Origin of the sequence: Streptomyces sp. NPDC090021, assembly GCF_044748225.1 — a bacterium.
In the GTDB taxonomy this organism is placed as follows: domain Bacteria; phylum Actinomycetota; class Actinomycetes; order Streptomycetales; family Streptomycetaceae; genus Streptomyces.
Genome location: NZ_JBIVFO010000002.1, coordinates 131,393 through 148,435, shown reverse-complemented (window position 1 = coordinate 148,435; position 17,043 = coordinate 131,393). Strand labels below are relative to the sequence as shown.

Here is a 17,043-nt window from a genome sequence, read left to right as displayed (position 1 = left end):
CGATGTCATGTCCACCCCTGGGGCATTCGTGGTGCGTGATGTCACGGGGGACCGGGGGGACATCCGGTAACGCAGGGACCCGGGGCCGGTTGTGTCGGCCCCGGGTCCCCCTTCTTCCCGTGATCCCCGTCAGTCACCCGGGAAGTGACAGGCCACCTCGCGGGAGGCGGCAGGCCGCAGCGGCGGCCGCTCCGTACGGCAGATCTCCTGCGCCTTCGGGCAGCGCGGGTGGAAGGTGCAGCCCGCAGGTGGGGCGGCCGGGCTCGGCGGGTCGCCGAGCAGCACGATCCGCTCCCGCCGCCGCTCCGCCGCCGGGTCGGGCAGCGGTACGGCGGACAACAGCGCCCGGGTGTACGGGTGCTGGGGGTTCTCATAGAGGGACGCCTTGTCCCCGATCTCGACGATCCGGCCGAGGTACATGACGGCGACCCGGTCGCTGACCCGTTTGACCACCGACAGGTCGTGCGCGATGAACACGTAGGCGAGGCCGAGTTCGGCGCGCAGCCGCTCCATCAGGTTGACGATCTGCGCCTGGACGGAGACGTCGAGCGCGGACACCGGCTCGTCCGCGACGATCAGCCGGGGGCTCGTGGCCAGCGCGCGGGCGATGCCGATGCGCTGGGCCTGGCCGCCGGAGAACTCGTGCGGGTAGCGGTCGATGTGCTCCGGGATCAGTCCGACGAGTTCCATCAGCTCGGCGGCCCTGCGCCGGGCGTCCCCCGCGCTCCGGCCCTGCACCAGCAGCGGTTCGGAGATGATCCGGGCCACGGTCTGGCGGGGGTTCAGCGAGGAGTGCGGGTCCTGGAAGACCATCTGGATGTTCCCCCGCAGCGGGCGCAGGGCCCCTTGGGAGAGTCGGCTGATGTCCTGGCCGTCGAGGACGACCCGGCCCGAGGTGGGCTGCAGCAGCCGTACGAGCATCCGCCCGGTGGTGGACTTGCCGCAGCCCGACTCGCCGACCAGGCCGAGGGTCCGCCCGGCCGGCAGGTCGAAGGAGACCCCGTCGACGGCGCGCACGGGCGCCCCCCGGCGCCCGGTCGCGGATCGCCGGCCGGGGAAGGTCATGGTCAGGTCCCGTACGGACAGCAGCGGTGCGGGGGTGCCGGGCGCGCTCCCGGCGGTGGCCGCGGTGGTGGTCTCGGTCATCGGGCCGCCTCCTGGGTGGTGCGGGCCCCGGCGAAGTGGCAGGCCACCGTGCGGCCGACGCCGTCCCCGTACGCCGCGAGGCCGGGCCGTACGTCGGTGCAGCGTTCGGCGGCCAGCGGGCAGCGCGGTGCGAAGGCGCAGCCGGGGGCGGGCGCGAGGAGGGACGGCGGGGAGCCGGGGATGAAGGGGAGCGGTTCGTCGTCGCCGGTGTCGAGGCGGGGCAGCGAGTCGAGCAGACCGCGGGTGTAGGGGTGGGCGGGGTCGGCGAACAGAGCGTCGACCGGGGCCTGTTCGGCGGCCCTGCCGCCGTACATGACCAGGACCTCGTGGGCGACGCGGGCGACCACGCCCAGGTCGTGGGTGATCATGACGACGCCGAGACCGCGCTCCTGCTGGAGCCTCGCGATCAGTTCCAGGATCTGTGCCTGCACGGTGACGTCCAGGGCGGTGGTCGGTTCGTCGGCGATCAGCAGGTCGGGCTCGCACGCCAGGGCCATGGCGATCATCGCGCGCTGGCGCATGCCGCCGGAGAACTGGTGCGGGTACTCCCCGGCCCGGCGGGCCGGTTCGGGGATGCCGACCTCGCCGAGCATGTCGACGGCGCGTCTGCGGGCGGCGGCGCGGCCGGCCTTGAAGTGCACGCGGAAGTGCTCGGCGATCTGCTCGCCGACGGTGTAGTAGGGGTGCAGGCTGGAGAGCGGGTCCTGGAAGATCATGGCCATCCGTCGGCCGCGGATCTTGCCGAGCTCGCGCTCGCTCAGGCCGACGAGCGGCCGTCCGGCGAGCGCGACGGAGCCGGTGACCTCGACCGGGCCGCGGTGCAGGCCCATGACGGCGAGCGAGGTGACGGACTTGCCGGAGCCGGATTCGCCGACGATGCCGAGGGTGCGGCCGGCCTCGACGGTGAAGCCGACGGAGTCGACGGCCCGGACGGTCCCCCGGGGGGTGGTGAAGGTGACGCGCAGGTCGCGTACGTCGAGGAGCGGGGCGGCGGTGGTCGTCATCAGTACCTCACTCTCGGGTCGATGACGGCGTACAGGAGGTCGACGACGAGGTTGGCGACGACGATGAAGAAGGCCGCGAGGAGGGTGACGCCGAGGACCACGGGCTGGTCGGAGTTGACCAGGGCGCCGTAGAAGAGCCTGCCGATACCGGGGAGTCCGAAGATCGACTCGGTGATGACGGCGCCGGCGAGGAGGCCTCCGAGGTCGATGCCGAAGATGGTCAGGATGGGCGTCATGCCGGAGCGCAGGCCGTGTTTGACCACGACCGTCCGCTCGGGCATGCCCTTGGCCCGGGCGGTACGGATGTAGGGCTCGGCCATCGCCTCGATCATCGAACCCCGGCTCTGGCGCGCGTACATGGCGGCGTAGAGCAGGGCGAGCGCGGTCCAGGGCAGGAGCAGGTTCGAGGCCCAGCCGAGCGGGTTGTCGGTGAAGGCCTGGTAGGTGGGGTAGGGCAGCAGTCCGGCGATGCGGATGATGCCGTAGATGAGCATGACCGAGGTGAAGTACACGGGCAGTGAGGCGGCGGCGACGGCGCCGACCATCAGGGCCTTGTCGGTGGCGGTGTCCTTGCGCAGGGCGGCGGTGACCCCGGCGCCGAGGCCGAGGAGCAGCCACAGCACGGCGGCGCCGAGGGCGAGGGAGGCGGAGACCGGGAGCCGGTCCATGAGCAGGTCCCACACGGGCAGGGAGCTCTCGTACGAGTAGCCCAGGCAGGGGAAGTCGCAGGAGACGGCGTACTGGCCGGTGCCGAGGGTGCGGCCGGTGAAGATGCCGGTGAGGAAGTCGGCGAACTGCTTCCACAGGGGCTGGTCGAGGCCCAGGTGTTGGCGTACGTCCGCGATGCGTTCGGTGCTGCAGGTCTTGCCGCAGGCCGCGGCGGCCGGGTCGGCGGGCAGGACGTAGAAGATGAGGAAGGTGACGGCCGCGATGGCGAGGAGCACGCCGGCGAGGGCCAGCAGCCGGCGGGCGAGGTAGGCGATCATGTGCGGCCGCCCCTCGGGTCGAGGATGTCGCGCAGCGCGTCACCGAGCAGGGTGAAGGCGAGCACGGCGAGGAAGAGGAAGACGCTGGGGATGACGAAGTACATGGGGTCGGTCTCGTAGTAGGCGACGGACTCGGCGATCATCTGGCCCCAGGAGGGGGTGGGTGGGCGGACGCCGACGCCGAGGTAGCTGAGGGCGGCCTCGGTGCTGATCATTCCGGGGATGAGCAGGGTGGTGTAGGCGATGACCGGGCCGGCCACGCCGGGGAGGATCTCGCGGGTCAGGATCCGCCAGGGGCCGGCGCCGCCCACGCGGGCGGCGTCGACGTACTCGCGGTGCTTGAGGGAGAGGGTCTGGCCGCGGACCACGCGGGCGATGCCGGGCCAGCCGAAGATCCCGATGACGGCGGTCATGAGGACGATCCGGTTGACGTCCTTGGCCACGGACAGCAGCGCGATCATGAAGATGAGGGAGGGGAAGGACATGGTCAGGTCCATGAGCCGGGACAGGACCGTGTCGGTGCGGCCGCCGAAGTAGCCGGCGGCGATCCCGGCGGCGGTGCCGGCGAGGACCACGATGGTGGTGGCGGCGAAGGCGATCAGGAGGGAGACCTGGGCGCCGTGGACGACGCGGGCGTACAGGTCGCGGCCGGTGACGGGTTCGACGCCGAGCCAGTGCTCGGGGCTGATCCCGCCGAGTGCGCCGAGTGGCTGGCCCCCCAGGTACGGGTCCACGGCGCTCTTGTCGAACTCGTGCGGGGACCAGCCGCCGAGGGCGCCCAGCCAGGGGGCGCCGACGGCCATCAGGACGAAGAGCAGGACGATGCAGAGGCTGACGCGGACGGCGGGGCGGCGGCGGAGTTCGCGTCGGGCGAGCTGCCAGGGACTGCTGCCGGGGGCCGCCGCGGACCGGTCCGCGGCGGTGCCGGGGTCGGCGGTGTCGGGGGCGGTGGTGGTCATGGGTTCGAGGGCTCCGGGTTCCTCAGCCCTGGCTCTTCGAGGGGTCCTTGAGGCCGACCGTCGCGTAGTCGATGGTGCCGGTCCACACGGGGTGGCCGAAGGCCCCCGCGATGTTGGTGCCGATGAGGAGCGGCTTGCGCTCCAGCAGGAGCGGGACGTTCGGGGACTTGGCCATCAGGGCCGCGTCGAGGTCGATCCAGGCCTGGTTGGCCTGCTGGGCGTCGGCCATGGCGTTGATCTCGTCGATCCGCTTCATGACCTCCTCGTCGCGGAACTGGCTGTAGTTGCCCTGGTTTCCCTTCTCCTTGATGGTGCGTCCGTCGAAGACGAAGGGGATCCAGGTGGAGCCGGAGGGGTAGTCGGGGCACCAGCCGCTGAGGGTCATGTCGGGGGTGGTGGACAGGTCGCCGATCACGTCGTAGTAGGCGCCCGGGTCGACGGTGTCGATGACGACTTCGATGCCCGCGCGGGACAGGCCCTGCTGGATGGCTTCGGCCTTGCCCTTGTCGCCGGTGGAGACGGAGAGGGAGACCTTCAGGGTCTCCTTGCCGGCGGCCTTGAGGAGTTCCTTGGCCTTGGCCGGGTCGCCCGCCGGGGGGATCTTCAGGGTGTCGGCCTGCTTGCCGCCGGAGAGAGCCGGGGGCAGGTAGGCGGTGGCGACCTCGTTGAGGGCCGGGCCGCCGCCCGCGGTGACGACGGCCTCCTTGTCGACGGCGTACTGCATGGCCTGGCGGACCTTGGGGTCGTCGAAGGGGGCGCGGGAGTTGTTCAGGTGGAGCATCTCCGTGCAGCCCTGGGACTCGGCGAGCAGCCGGGCCTTGACCTCGGGCTTGGGCAGCACCTTGGGGGCGCTCTCGGGGCGCATGTCGGAGTACTGCACCGTGGAGGCGTCGGCACCCTCGCCTGCGATGATCCGGTCGTCGATCTGGCCGCCCTTGAGGCCCATGACGACCACGAACTTGTCCGGGTAGGCCTTGCGGACGGTGTCGGTGCCCGGGTCCCAGTGCTCGTTGCGGACGAGGACCAGCTTCTTGTCGCGGTCGTACGACTCGATCTTGTAGGGGCCGGAGGAGAAGGGGCGGGCGTCGTACTGGGTGCCCTTCTCCTGGGACTGGGGCACCGGGGCGAAGGTGGGCAGGGTCGCGGTGGCGGAGAACTCGGCGACGGGCCGCTTCAGTTCGAAGACGATCGTGCGGTCGTCGGGGGTCTTCACGGAGTCGAGGTGCTGCCCCTGGAGCGGGCCCTTGTAGCCCTCGGTGCCTGCCAGGTACTGGGCGGCGTAGTCGGGGCCGCCGGTGAGGTCGGGGGCGAAGGAGCGCTCGACGTTGTACTTGATGTCCTGGGCCCTGACCGGGGTGCCGTCCTCGTACTTGACGCCCTCCTTGAGGGTGAAGGTCCAGGTGCGGCCGCCGTTGGAGGGGGTGCCGAGGTCGGTGGCGAGGTCGGGGACCAGCTCGCTGCCCGCCTTGCCGGGCTCGGCCTTGAAGGTGACGAGCGTGCGGTAGAGCAGGCGGGTGCCGAAGTCCATGGTCGGCATCGTCCAGTTGCGGGCGGGGTCGAGGTGCGCGAAGTCCTGGTTGGACAGGACGGTGAGGGTGCCTCCCTTGACCGGGGTACCGCCGAGGATCTTGCCGTCGTTGGCGGCGGCCGGGTTCGCGGCGCCGGCGCCGGCCCCGGCCGAGCCCTTCGTGGTGCCGGAGCAGCCCGAGGCGCCGACTGCGAGTGCGGCCACCAGGGCGGTGGCGAGGGCGAGTTGGGTGCGCTTGGTCATGGGTCACTCCAGGAAGGGGCACGCTCTACGGCCTGCGACTCTGCGATGTGACCGGTAACATAGTAATGTGAAATTGCACTGACAAGGGGCTGGGACTCCCGTTACCCAGCCGTGTCCAAATCCGGCCGCCCCGGGTCCGGTTGAAGCTCCCGGGCGGTACGGGCGGGGCGGCTCTGCCGCCACGCACGACGCCAGGTGGTGCCGTGGCCACCTGGCGTCGTGGCACGACGAAACGGCCGGGAGCGGCAGCGCTCCCGGCCGTGGTTCGGCCACTCAGACGCCGGACCCCAGGCGGCCCGGGGTGCGGCCGACCGGTTCGTCGCGGCCCTGGGCCCAGAGGGAACGGACATGGCCGAGGTGCCGCTGCATGCAGGCCTCCGCCGCCTTGGCGTCCCCGCTGATCATCAGGTCCAGCAGCTCCAGGTGCTCCTCGGCGGAGGAGACCAGCTTGCCCGCCTCGTCCAGGCCGGTCAGACCGTACAGGCGGGAGCGCTTGCGGAGGTCCCCGACCGTCTCCACGAGTCGTTCGTTGCCCGCGAGACCCAGCAACGTGAGGTGGAAGCGGCGGTCGGCCTCCAGGTAGCCGATGAGGTTGTGCTCCCGGGCGCTGGTGACGATCTCCTGCGCGATGGGGCGCAGTTCCTCCAGCTGCTCGGCCGTGGCCGTCTTCGTGATCCGGCCGATGGTCGGCACCTCGATCATGGTGCGCAGCTCGGTGTACTGGTCGAGGTCGCGCTCGCTGACCTCGGTGATCCGGAAGCCCTTGTTGCGCACGGGCTCGACCAGGCCCTCCCGCGCGAGGTCGAGCATCGCCTCGCGCACCGGGGTGGCCGACACGCCCAGCTCGGCCGCGAGGCCGGGCGCGGAGTAGACGCTGCCGGGGCGCAGTTCCCCCGCTATCAGCGCGGCTCGGAGGGCGTGCCCGACCTGGTCGCGGAGCCGCTCCTGGGCCTTGATGAGGCTGTGCTGCTTCAGGTCACCCATTGCGTTTCCTCCGAGACCCCTACGCCTGCCGATGAGCAGAGGACCAGCGTACAATGTCACGTTGCGCTGCTCACACTGCAGCGGCCTCGTACAGCGCGACCGCCACGGCAAGATCTTCCCAGGCCATGCCCACGCTCTTGAAGAGCTGTGGACAACTCCGTTCCCCTCCCCCCGGCAGTCGTCCGGCGACCAGGTCCGCGAGCGTGCCGGTGATGTGGCCCGGCCCGATGGCCCCCTCCGCCTCCGGGACGAGCAGATCACCGGCCTCCCGCAGGGCCGCCGCCCGCGACTCCACGTACACCGCCGCGCGTCGCACGAGGGCGGTGTCGGTCTCGCGGGCGGTCGGCTCGTGCGACCCGACGGCCACGACCACGGCGCCGGGCCGCACCAGCCGCCCGTCGAAGAGCGGCTCGCGAGCCGTGGTGCAGCAGACGACGAGATCGGCGTCGGCCACGTCCTGCGGCGTTCCGGTCCTGGCGGCCAGCCGCAGGGTGCGGGCGTGTGCGACGAGACGCTCGGCCCCCTCCCGGCTGCGGGCGACGACCACGACCCCGGCCAACTCCCGTTCGGCGCGGACCGCTTCCAGGTGCCCGTACGCCTGCGGTCCGGAGCCGAAGATCACCAGCCGCGACGGCCCTCCGGCCGGGGCCAGGTGGCGCAGCGCGAGGGCGGAGACGGCCGGTGTGCGCAGGGAGGTCAGGGCCGCACCGTCGAGCAGGGCCAGCGGGCGCAGGGTGGGCCCGTCCAGCAGGAGGTAGGAGCCGGTGATGCGGGGCAGTCCGCGGGCCGGGTTCCCGGGCGCGACCCCGGCGATCTTCACCCCGGCGTACGCCCCCGACGCGGCCGGCATCAGCAGCAGTTCGCCGTCGCCCGGCACGCCGATCGCGGAGCGCGGCGGGCAGCCCTCGGGGTCGAGGCCGCCGCGCAGGGCGGCGGCCAGGGCGTCGGCGGCCGCGGCCGGGCCGAGAGCCCGGGCCACGGCCGCGGCGTCGAGCTGGGGTATCCCCGTCACAGCAGGAATCCGGTGCCGAGCGCGTCGTACGGGTCCACGGCGAAGGCGTGTTCACCGGTGCGGTAGGCGGTGCCGGTGACCTCGGTGACCCCGCCCTGAAGCATCCGGCCGGTGAACACGGTGCCGGTGACGGACTCGTGCAGCAGGTCCTCGCCCGGGCCGAGCCGTCCGTCCTCGGCGAGCAGCGCGAGCCGCGCCGAGGTGCCCGAGCCGCAGGGCGAGCGGTCGATCTGTCCGTCGGCGAAGACCGTGACGTTGCGCTGGTGCGGCCCGAACGGGGTGTCGGGCAGCTCCTCGTGCAGGATCACCCCGTAGACCCCGGACAGCAGCGGGCCGTCGGAATGCCAGGTGGCGGGATGGGCGGCGAGGGCGGCGCGGATCTCCTGCCCGGCGCGCAGCAGCTCGGGCAGTGTGGCGCGCGAGACCTCCAGGCCCAGGTCGCGGGCGCGGACGGAGGCGTAGCAGGCGCCGGCGTGCGCGATGTCCGCCTCGGCCAGCCCGAGCGAGGTGGCGACGGGGACCTTGCGGGCGCTCACCCGGGCCGGCACGTTGCGGAAGGTGACCCCGGTGGTGCGGCCGCCGCCGCGGTGGACGGTGGCGGTGACCCGCCCGGACGGTACGTCGATCCGCACCGGGACGTCCCCGTCGTCCGGCGCGGGGACCCGGCCGCTGTCCACGGCCCAGACCCCGAGGGCCATGGTGCCGTGCCCGCAGGCCGTGGACCAGCCGTCCTTGTGCCAGAACAGCACCCCGAGATGGGCCCCGTCGTCGTCGGGCGGCACCACGAACCCGCCGTACATACCGGCGTGTCCGCGCGGCTCCTGTACGAGCATCCGCCGTACGTCGTCCAGCGGGCCGCGGCGCGGCGCGGTCCCCGATCCGCCCGGACCGATGGCGGTGGCACAGCGCTCGGCGACGGTGTCGCCGGGGACGGGCGGCATGCCCGCGGCGGCGGTGTCGACGATCCGGAACGGCTCGCCGGCGGTGTGGTAGTCCACCGTTCGAACGGTGTTCACAGCAGGAAGCCTCCGGGGAAGGGGTCGGACGGGTCGAGGAAGTACTGCGCGGTGCCGGTGATCCAGGCCCGCCCGGTGACGGTGGGGACCACGGCGGGCAGTCCGCCGACGGTGGTCCGCGCGACCAGGCGGCCGGTGAACTCGGTCCCGATGAAGGACTCGTTGACGAAGTCGGTGTCGAGTTCGAGGAGGCCCCGGGCGTGCAGCTGGGCCATCCGCGCGCTGGTCCCCGTACCGCAGGGCGAGCGGTCGAACCAGCCGGGGTGGATGGCCATGGCGTGCCGGGAGCGGCGGGCGTCGGAGCCGGGCGCGGCGAGGTAGACGTGCTTGACTCCGGCGATGGAGGGGTTCTCGGGGTGGACGGGCCGGTCCGGGCCGGCGTTGATCGCGTCCATGACGGCCAGCCCGGCGGCGAGCAGGTCGTCCCCGCGGGCGCGGTCGAAGGGCAGGCCGAGGGCGTCGAGTTCGACGAAGGCGTAGAAGTTGCCGCCGTAGGCGAGGTCGTAGGTGACCGTGCCGTGGCCGGGCACCTCGGTTTTGAGGTCGAGGCCGACGCTGAAGGAGGGGACGTTGGTGAGGGTGACGGCGGTGGCCGCCCCGTCCTCCACCCGTACGTCGACGCTCACCAGCCCGGCCGGGGTGTCGAGCCGGACGGTGGTGACCGGCTCGACGACGGGCACCATGCCCGTCTCGACCAGGACGGTGGCCACCCCGATGGTGCCGTGCCCGCACATGGGCAGCAGGCCCGACACCTCGATGTAGAGGACGCCGTAGTCGGCGTCGGGGCGGGTCGGGGGCTGCAGGATGGCACCGCTCATCGCGGAGTGCCCGCGCGGCTCGTACATGAGCAGGGTCCGGACGTGGTCCATGTGCTCGATGAAGTGGAGCCGCTTCTCGGCCATGGTGGCACCGGGGATCACCCCGACTCCCCCGGTGACCACCCGGGTCGGCATGCCCTCGGTGTGCGAGTCCACCGCGTGGTAGACGTGGCGCGTGCGCATCAGGTGTCCCCTCCGGCTGGTTAGTTGAGGCCCTCGGCCAGGGCCTTCTCGGTGGCGGCGCGGACGGCCGCCTCGGTGTCGCCGGTCAGCGGGAAGCGCGGCGGTCGGGTGGCGCCGCCGGGGCGGTCCGCCAGGTCCATGGAGAGCTTGATCGCCTGGACGAACTCGGTCTTGGAGTCCCAGCGCAGCAGCGAGTGCAGGGACTTGTACAGCGGCAGGGCGGTCTCCAGGTCACCGGCGACGGCGGCCCGGTAGAGGGTGGCGCAGGAGCGCGGCAGGGCGTTGGGGTAGCCGGCGATCCAGCCGACGGCCCCGGCGAGGGCGAGTTCGAGGAGGACGTCGTCGGCACCGATGAGCAGGTCCAGGCCCGGGGCGAGCTCGGCGATCTCGTAGGCGCGGCGCACGTCGCCGCTGAACTCCTTGACGGCGACGATGGATCCGTCGGCGTGCAGCCGGGCGAGCAGGGACGGGACCAGGTCCACCTTGGTGTCGATGGGGTTGTTGTACGCGACGACGGGCAGCCCCGCGCGGGCGACCTCGGCGTAGTGGGCGCGTACGGTCTCCTCGTCCGCGCGGAAGGCGTTGGGCGGCAGCAGGAGCACGGAGCCCGCACCGGCCTCGGCGGCCTGGTCGGCCCAGCGGCGGGCCTCCGCGCTGCCGTAGGCGGCTACGCCGGGCATGACGCGGGCGCCGTCCCCGGCCGCCTCGACGGCGGTGCGCACGACGCGCGCCCGCTCCTCGTCGGTGAGGGTCTGGTACTCCCCGAGGGAGCCGTTGGGGACCACGCCGTCGCAGCCGTTGGCGATCAGCCAGGCCACGTGCTCGGCGTAGGCGTCGTGGTCGACGGTGAGGTCCTCGCGCAGGGGGAGCGCGGTGGCGACCATGATTCCGTGCCAGGGACGGGTGCGGGGCGCGGGGATGTGCGCGTTGGTCATGAGAGGCTCCCTAGTGTGGTGTGTGACATTTTACTAGTGGGTGCGGTGCGGCCACAAGGGCCGCGGCACCCCTGATCAGCGGTCGGTGGCGGGTAGTTCGGCGAGATGGCCCAGCGGGACCGGGCAGGAGAAGGGCCTGCGGTCCGCCGCGGGCTCCGCCCCGGCCAGGGCCGCGACGGCCGGGCCGCACATCCGGCCCTGGCACCAGCCCATGCCGGCCCGGGTGAGCAGCTTGACGGTACGGGCGTCCCGCGCCCCGAGGTCCTCGGCCGCCTCGCGGATCCGGCCGGCCGGGACCTCCTCGCAGCGGCAGACGACGGCGTCGTCCCGCAGCCAGCCGGTCCAGCCCTCGCCGGGGCGGTGGGCGGCGGCCATGGCGTCGGCGAAGGCGCGCAGCCGGGCACGGCGGCGGGCGAGCCGTTCGGGGCGGCCGGTGCGGGGGGTGTCCGCCGCGGGCCGCAGCGCGGCCGCGACGGAGTGCGCGGCCAGCTCGCCCTCGGTCAGCGCCAGCTGGGCCCCGCCGATACCGCCGGTCTCCCCCGCGGACCAGATGCCGGGGACCGAGGTGCGCTGTTCGGCGTCCACCTCCAGGGCTACGGTGCCGTCGGGGGACGGCCGGGTGGCGCAGCCGAGTCCGGTGGCGAGTTCGAGCTGGGGCACGAGCCCGTGGCCGACGGCGAGCGCGTCGCAGGGGATCCGGCGGGCGGTGCCGGGCAGCGGACGCCAGTCGCGGTCGAGCCGGGCCACGGTGACGGCCTCGATCCGGCCGGTGCCGTGGGCCTCGGTGACGGCGTGCCGGGTGAGCAGCCGGACATGGTGCCGGGCCAGTGCCCCGCCGTAGGAGGCGGCCTCGACGAGCTTGCCCGGGTTGCGCAGCAGGGTGGGAACCCGGCCCGCGTACGCGGTGTAGGCGGCGGCCTCCACCACGGCGGGCACGGTGGCTCCGGCGGCGGCGAGCGATCCGGCGACCGCCAGCAGCAGCGGCCCGCTCCCGGCGACCACCACGCGCTTGCCGGGCAGCACCAGGCCGCCCTTGAGCATGGCCTGCGCCCCGCCGGCCCCGACCACTCCGGGCAGGGTCCAGCCGGGGAAGGGCAGTTGCCGCTCGTGGGCGCCGGTGGCGATGAGCACGGCGCGGGCGGTGACGGTCACGGCCCGCTCGTCGGGGGCGTGGCCGGCGACGGCGTGCAGGGTCCACTCCGTGGCGGGCTCGGCAACACTCTTCCGGCCGGGCGCGGGGTGCCCGGCTTCCGCTTCGGCCGAAGGCGCCCCGCCCGGGACGACCGTCCACACGTGGTGGAGCGGGAGGTAGGTGATCCGGCCGGCCGACTCGTGGGCGCGCAGGGCGGCTTCGCGGGTCGCGAACTCGGTCCAGTCGTGGTGCAGGGCCTCGGGGCGGTCCGCGCCCAGCCCCGGCGCGGGGTGGCGGTAGAACTGCCCGCCGGGGCGGTCGCCCGCGTCGAGGACGGCGACCCGCAGGCCGAGCCCGGCGGCGGTGACGGCCGCGGCCAACCCGGCCGGGCCGGCCCCGACGACGGCGAGGTCCACCGGACCCGCCCCGGCGGGCGCGGCCGGCCCGGCGGGCGCGGCACCGGCGTGCACACCGGGCCCGGCGGGCACACCCGGCCCGGCGGGCGCCGCCTGCCCGACGGACGCGGACCCGGCGTGCGCACCCGGCCCGACGGGCGCGGACCCGGCGGGCGCACCCGCCCCAGCGCGCGCAGCCTGCCCGACGCGCGCAGCCTGCCCGACGGGCGCAGCCCCGGCGTGCATACCCGGCCCGACGGGCGCGGACCCGGCGTGCATACCCGGCCCGACGGGCGCGGACCCGGCGGGCACACCCGGCCCGACGGACGCGGCACCGGCGGGCGCAGCCGGCCCGGCGGGCGCGGACCGCGCGCCGTCGTCCGACGGCCGCGTGGACCGGGGCCGTTCCCCGGACCGGGACGGAGCGTCGGTCGGCCCCGCGGCGGGCCGCCGGCCGGTGGGGTCAGACGGCGAGGTCGGCACGGCCGGTTCCCTCCTGGGTGGTGACGGCGTCCCCCGGCCGGGCCGGGAGCAGGCAGGCGCGCTGGTTCGGCCGGCCGTTGACGGTGACGAGGCAGTCGTAGCAGCTGCCGATCCCGCAGAACGCCCCGCGCGGCGAGCCGCCCTCGCGGGTGGTCCGCCAGGCGAGGATCCCGGCGGCCCAGAGCACGGCTGCGATGCTCTGCCCCTCCAGGGCGGGCAGTTCACGCCCGTCGAAGTCGACCGTGAAGCGGGCGTTCGGGCTGCCGCCCACGAGGGAACGGGGGCTGCGCATCAGTGGGTCCTCCTCGGGTGGACTGAGCCGTACTGCGGGCAGTGGTGTGGGGCCGGGGCGGGGCACCGGGCGGTCCGGCCCGAGCCCGCGGGGTGCGTACGCGGCGCGTCGGCCGGTGTCCGGCCGGACCTCACGTCGGCCCGCCTGCGGAGCCCGCCGGTCCGTCCCCGCCGAAGCGGTCCGGGCGGTAGGGGTGCAGCGGGAGCGCGGGGTCCGCTCCGGTCAGGGCGGCGGCGATCAGCAGGCCCGTGGCGGGGGCCAGGCCGATGCCCGCGCCCTCGTGGCCGCAGGCGTGCAGCAGCCCGGGGCTGCGCGGGTCGGGGCCGATGGCCGGGAGGTGGTCGGGCAGGTAGGGGCGGAAGCCGTGGTAGGTGCGCAGGACCCGCACGCCGCCCAGTACGGGGAAGAGGGCCGCGGCCTGGGAGGCCAGCCGCCGCAGGGCCTGCGTCGACAGGCTCCGGTCGAAGCCGACCCGCTCGCGGGTGGCGCCGATCAGGACCGGCCCCGCGGGGGTGCCCTCGACCACGGCCGAGGACTGCAGGGCGGCGGAGCCGCTGGCGACGTCCGCGATGTAGTCGGCGGCGTAGACCTTGTGCCGGACCACCCGCGGCAGCGGCTCGGTGACCAGGACGAAGCCGCGGCGCGGGAGGACGGGCAGCTCCGTACCCGCGAGCCGGGCGATGTGTCCGCCCCAGGTGCCGGCCGCGTTGACCACGGCGGGGGCCAGGAGTTCGCGGCGCGGGGTGCGGACCCCCCGTACGGCGCCCCGGTCCCGCAACACCTCCGTCACCTCCTCGCCCGGATACACCGCGGCTCCCGACGCGGCGAGCAGCCGGGCGGCCGCCTGCGCCGGCTGGACCTGGGCGTCCTGCGGGTAGTGGAATCCCCCCGCGAGGCCCTGGGCCAGGTGCGGCTCCAGGTCGTGCAGGGCGTGCGCCGGCACCTCGACCGCGTCGACCCCGGCGGCGCGCTGCCCCTCGGCGAAGCTCCGCAGGGCTTTCACGGTGGCCTCGTCCGGGGCGACGACGAGCCCGCCCTTGGGCTCGTACTCGATCTCCCGCGGGAGAACCCCGGCCAGTTCGGTCCACAGCCGCGTGGAGAGCAGGGCGAGGTCGAGCTCAGGGCCCGCCTCCTTGTCGGAGACGAGCAGGTTGCCTTCGCCGGCGCCGGTGGTGCCGCCGGCGACGGCGCCGCGGTCGACCACGGCCACGGAGAGTCCGGCGCGGGCCGCGTAGTAGGCGCAGGCCGCCCCGACGACGCCGGCTCCGATGATCACAGCGTCCAGAGAGTGTCTCTTGAGCACGACAGTAATATGTCACATTCTTTAGTGCCTGCCCAGACCGGTCCCGCGCTCCTCCTCGGGCGCGGGACCGGTCCGGAGCCCGTCAGCTGCGCAGCGGTCCCTCACAGCTGTAACTGGAGGTCCCCGCGACCTTGTTGCTCCAGATCTCCAGCGGACCGAAGGAGCAGTTCATGTCGGCGAGGTTGTTGGAGGCGGCGCCCGCCCGGTCGAGGATGAAGTAGTCGACCGTCTCCGACATGTCCTTGAAGTTCTGGTCGTCGTTGCGCCAGTTCTTCAGGTTCGCGGTGATCCGGCCCGTACAGGTGAAGCGGCGCTTGCCGGGGTCGCCGTTCTCCACGCAGTCCGGGGTGTTGTAGGTGGCGGAGGCGAAGGCCGACTTCACCGAGGCGAGCGCCGAGTCGCGCAGCTGGTCGTTGGGGGTGAAGGCGGTGTTCGGTACGAAGAGCTGGTCGACCTTGGCGATCTGCGCGTCCAGGAAGCGGTCGTAGCCGCGCTGGAGGTAGGTGTCGGCTCCCATCCGGTGGCGCCAGGCGTCGTAGGCCGCGACGTCGTTGTTCCGCAGGTGGGTGTACATCTCGCGCAGCAGGGTGGGCTTCTCGGTCCACAGGAACTCGAAGAACGTGCCGGCGTAGCTGTAGAAGCGGAATCCGTCGCCGTCGTAGGTGGCGTTCAGCAGCTGCTCGACGGTCATGCGCGGGCCGCCGTCGGCCGTGTCGCTGATGATGCTCTTCACGAGGGACTTGCGGACGGCTATGCCGTCGTCGCGGGTCGCGCCGTCGAAGAACTCGGCCGTGCCCTCGTCCATCGCGGTGGTGCGGTCGCTCTCGTACCAGGGGCCCTGACCGAAGAAGCCGGGGACGGCGAAGCGGCCGTTGAGGTAGTGCGTGTACTCGTGGCGGAAGAGTTCCTCCAGGGTGAGGGAGGAGTCCTGCGGGACGCGGCGCTGGTAGGTGTAGAAGGTGGCGCCGTTCTCGATGTAGATGCCGCCGTTGTTGGTGCCGTAGCCGGTCAGGATCGGGTGGTAGTTCACGTAGTCGGCGCGGGAGCCGTAGAGCACGATGTTCAGCGTGGTGTTGGGGTCGCCGGCGAGCGGCTGGTCGGTCCCGAGGACGCGGTGGTACTGGGCCTTGACCTGCTTGCTCGCGTAGTAGAGCTGGTCGACGGTGGCGCGGTCCAGGCCGGTGCGGACCTTGATGGCGCCGTTGTCGTAGGTGTAGGTGTACGGGAAGAGCTGCTTCTCGATGTCCTCCTTGCACACCCCGTACGGCGCGCAGGCCTGGTAGAAGTTGAGCCAGGAGACGACCTTGGCCCACGGCTCGCTGCCGTCGCCGAACCCGGCCCTGAGGGGGCCGAGCAGGGCGCCGATGTCGGCGACGACCTGGTCGCGCAGGCCCTGGACCTGGCCGAAACGGGCGTACTCGCTGAGCGCGTCGCGCACCACCCAGGCGTTGGCCGTGCCCTTGAGGTGCGTGTAGCCGGCGAAGGCCTTGAAGGCGGCGCGGTAGGCCGGGTCGGCGGCCACGGCGGCGTGGAAGGCGCTGTCCTGGTTGCCCGGGTAGACGCCGAGGTAGTTGGTGGAGAGCGCGGCGAGCACGGCGCCCGCCCAGGCGGGGTCGAGGTGGGTGGCCGGGTGGGCCGGGTCCATGGTGGCCAGGACCTTCTGCACCAGGCCGAGCTGGTGCTGGCGCAGGCCGGGACCGGCGGCGTAGAGGGCCTCGCGCAGGGTGCGGGCGTTGGTGGGGGTGACGTCGAAGGTCCGGGCGGCGTTGCCGTAGTCGTCGATGGCCTTGCGTATCGCGGCGGTGGTCGGGGCGTCGGTGACGTCGATCTCGTCGCGTGAGAAGTCGTGGTAGGCGACGGCGTGCAGGTAGGTGAACATCTCCTCCAGGTGCGAGGAGTTGCGGCCGTCGTGGGCCGCGGCCAGGGCGGATATCCGGCGGGAGACGGCCTGGACGTGCGCGTCCGACATCACGGGGGCCAGCCGGGCGTCCCAGGTCCAGATGAGGCCGCGCAGGCAGCCGTCGGCCAGGACGGCCTGGTCGGCGAGGAAGTCCGCGAACTGCTCGGGGGTGAGGTTCGTGATCCCGTCGAGGGTGCAGGGGACGCCCGCGGCGACGCTCTTCGCGGTGGGGGCCGACCTGGCCGCCATGCCCCGCTTCTCCAGATCCTGGGCGGGTGCACTGGCCGGGGCCGCACCGGGGACCTGGCCGGAGATGTCCAGGCCGCCCGGGGCCGGGGCGGGCGCCGGAGCGTTGTCCTTCGCGTCGGCGAAGCGGTCGACCTCGTCGAAAGGGTTCCCCGTGGGGCCGTGGGCCGCGGTGGCGGGGGCGGCGGCCGGGGCGCCGGTGAACGCGGCGGGGGCCGCGGACTCGGCGGCCTGCGTGGTGCCCTGCGCCGCGGTGGCGAGAAGGGTCACCGCTACGGCGGAGGCGAGGAGGGAAGAGCGCACAGCTCTGTGCTTGAGCACCGAGAACTCCTGTTCGGAGAGTGTGAGGTGGGGGGTGGTGCGTGAACTGCCCTGCTTCACGCGGCGTTTGACGGGGATTAACAGGCCGCGGTGTGAGCTGTAACATAGTAATGTGAAATTGCACTGACAAGACCTGTGCGCCCACAAGTTCGCGTCT

Annotated in this window: 14 protein-coding genes; all 14 read right to left on the bottom strand. The window is 73.4% G+C overall.

From position 1 onward, the window contains the following. Positions 1 to 129: 129 nt before the first annotated feature. Positions 130 to 1,146, bottom strand: coding sequence for an ABC transporter ATP-binding protein (locus ACIPXC_RS01825; protein ID WP_401612309.1), 1,017 nt, complete (start codon positions 1,144 to 1,146; stop codon positions 130 to 132). Next, positions 1,143 to 2,150: an ABC transporter ATP-binding protein gene (locus tag ACIPXC_RS01820; RefSeq protein WP_401612306.1), complete on the bottom strand. Its 1,008-nt coding sequence runs from the start codon at positions 2,148 to 2,150 to the stop codon at positions 1,143 to 1,145. Before ACIPXC_RS01820 ends, ACIPXC_RS01825 begins: the two co-directional genes overlap by 4 nt. Beyond that, complete coding sequence (locus tag ACIPXC_RS01815; protein WP_401612303.1) at positions 2,150 to 3,136, bottom strand: ABC transporter permease; 987 nt, start codon at positions 3,134 to 3,136, stop codon at positions 2,150 to 2,152. Before ACIPXC_RS01815 ends, ACIPXC_RS01820 begins: the two co-directional genes overlap by 1 nt. Further along, positions 3,133 to 4,095 (bottom strand): ABC transporter permease, encoded by a 963-nt coding sequence (locus ACIPXC_RS01810; protein ID WP_401612300.1) that lies wholly within the window; start codon positions 4,093 to 4,095, stop codon positions 3,133 to 3,135. Before ACIPXC_RS01810 ends, ACIPXC_RS01815 begins: the two co-directional genes overlap by 4 nt. Before the next feature lie 22 nt (positions 4,096 to 4,117). After that, positions 4,118 to 5,866, bottom strand: a complete 1,749-nt coding sequence (locus tag ACIPXC_RS01805; RefSeq protein ID WP_401612297.1) for an ABC transporter substrate-binding protein — start codon at positions 5,864 to 5,866, stop codon at positions 4,118 to 4,120. Positions 5,867 to 6,139: 273 nt separating this feature from the next. Then, positions 6,140 to 6,850: a GntR family transcriptional regulator gene (locus ACIPXC_RS01800; RefSeq protein ID WP_183068377.1), complete on the bottom strand. Its 711-nt coding sequence runs from the start codon at positions 6,848 to 6,850 to the stop codon at positions 6,140 to 6,142. Between the two features lie 70 nt (positions 6,851 to 6,920). Then, entirely contained in the window at positions 6,921 to 7,862 is a 942-nt protein-coding gene (locus ACIPXC_RS01795) for an ornithine cyclodeaminase family protein (protein ID WP_401612294.1), read from the bottom strand. Next, positions 7,859 to 8,878, bottom strand: coding sequence for a proline racemase family protein (locus ACIPXC_RS01790; protein ID WP_401612291.1), 1,020 nt, complete (start codon positions 8,876 to 8,878; stop codon positions 7,859 to 7,861). The genes ACIPXC_RS01795 and ACIPXC_RS01790 overlap by 4 nt, the downstream gene beginning before the upstream one ends. Beyond that, entirely contained in the window at positions 8,875 to 9,879 is a 1,005-nt protein-coding gene (locus ACIPXC_RS01785) for a proline racemase family protein (RefSeq protein ID WP_401612288.1), read from the bottom strand. Before ACIPXC_RS01785 ends, ACIPXC_RS01790 begins: the two co-directional genes overlap by 4 nt. A gap of 20 nt (positions 9,880 to 9,899) precedes the next feature. Next, entirely contained in the window at positions 9,900 to 10,814 is a 915-nt protein-coding gene (locus ACIPXC_RS01780; protein WP_401612285.1) for a dihydrodipicolinate synthase family protein, read from the bottom strand. 75 nt (positions 10,815 to 10,889) lie between these two features. Next, positions 10,890 to 12,362, bottom strand: a complete 1,473-nt coding sequence (locus tag ACIPXC_RS01775) for an FAD-dependent oxidoreductase (RefSeq protein WP_401612282.1) — start codon at positions 12,360 to 12,362, stop codon at positions 10,890 to 10,892. A 442-nt stretch (positions 12,363 to 12,804) separates the two neighbouring features. Further along, entirely contained in the window at positions 12,805 to 13,116 is a 312-nt protein-coding gene (locus ACIPXC_RS01770) for a (2Fe-2S)-binding protein (protein WP_401612279.1), read from the bottom strand. 130 nt (positions 13,117 to 13,246) lie between these two features. After that, positions 13,247 to 14,419 (bottom strand): NAD(P)/FAD-dependent oxidoreductase, encoded by a 1,173-nt coding sequence (locus ACIPXC_RS01765; protein WP_401612276.1) that lies wholly within the window; start codon positions 14,417 to 14,419, stop codon positions 13,247 to 13,249. Positions 14,420 to 14,501: 82 nt separating this feature from the next. Then, positions 14,502 to 16,886, bottom strand: a complete 2,385-nt coding sequence (locus ACIPXC_RS01760; RefSeq protein ID WP_401612273.1) for a collagenase — start codon at positions 16,884 to 16,886, stop codon at positions 14,502 to 14,504. Between the last annotated feature and the right edge of the window lie 157 nt (positions 16,887 to 17,043).

Bases quoted from the DNA above. Each gene is read 5' to 3' on its own strand.
- ACIPXC_RS01825 (WP_401612309.1), bottom strand. From the start codon at position 1,146: ATGACCGAGACCACCACCGCGGCCACCGCCGGGAGCGCGCCCGGCACC.
- ACIPXC_RS01820 (WP_401612306.1), bottom strand. From the start codon at position 2,150: ATGACGACCACCGCCGCCCCGCTCCTCGACGTACGCGACCTGCGCGTC.
- ACIPXC_RS01815 (WP_401612303.1), bottom strand. From the start codon at position 3,136: ATGATCGCCTACCTCGCCCGCCGGCTGCTGGCCCTCGCCGGCGTGCTC.
- ACIPXC_RS01810 (WP_401612300.1), bottom strand. From the start codon at position 4,095: ATGACCACCACCGCCCCCGACACCGCCGACCCCGGCACCGCCGCGGAC.
- ACIPXC_RS01805 (WP_401612297.1), bottom strand. From the start codon at position 5,866: ATGACCAAGCGCACCCAACTCGCCCTCGCCACCGCCCTGGTGGCCGCA.
- ACIPXC_RS01800 (WP_183068377.1), bottom strand. From the start codon at position 6,850: ATGGGTGACCTGAAGCAGCACAGCCTCATCAAGGCCCAGGAGCGGCTC.
- ACIPXC_RS01785 (WP_401612288.1), bottom strand. From the start codon at position 9,879: ATGCGCACGCGCCACGTCTACCACGCGGTGGACTCGCACACCGAGGGC.
- ACIPXC_RS01780 (WP_401612285.1), bottom strand. From the start codon at position 10,814: ATGACCAACGCGCACATCCCCGCGCCCCGCACCCGTCCCTGGCACGGA.
- ACIPXC_RS01770 (WP_401612279.1), bottom strand. From the start codon at position 13,116: ATGCGCAGCCCCCGTTCCCTCGTGGGCGGCAGCCCGAACGCCCGCTTC.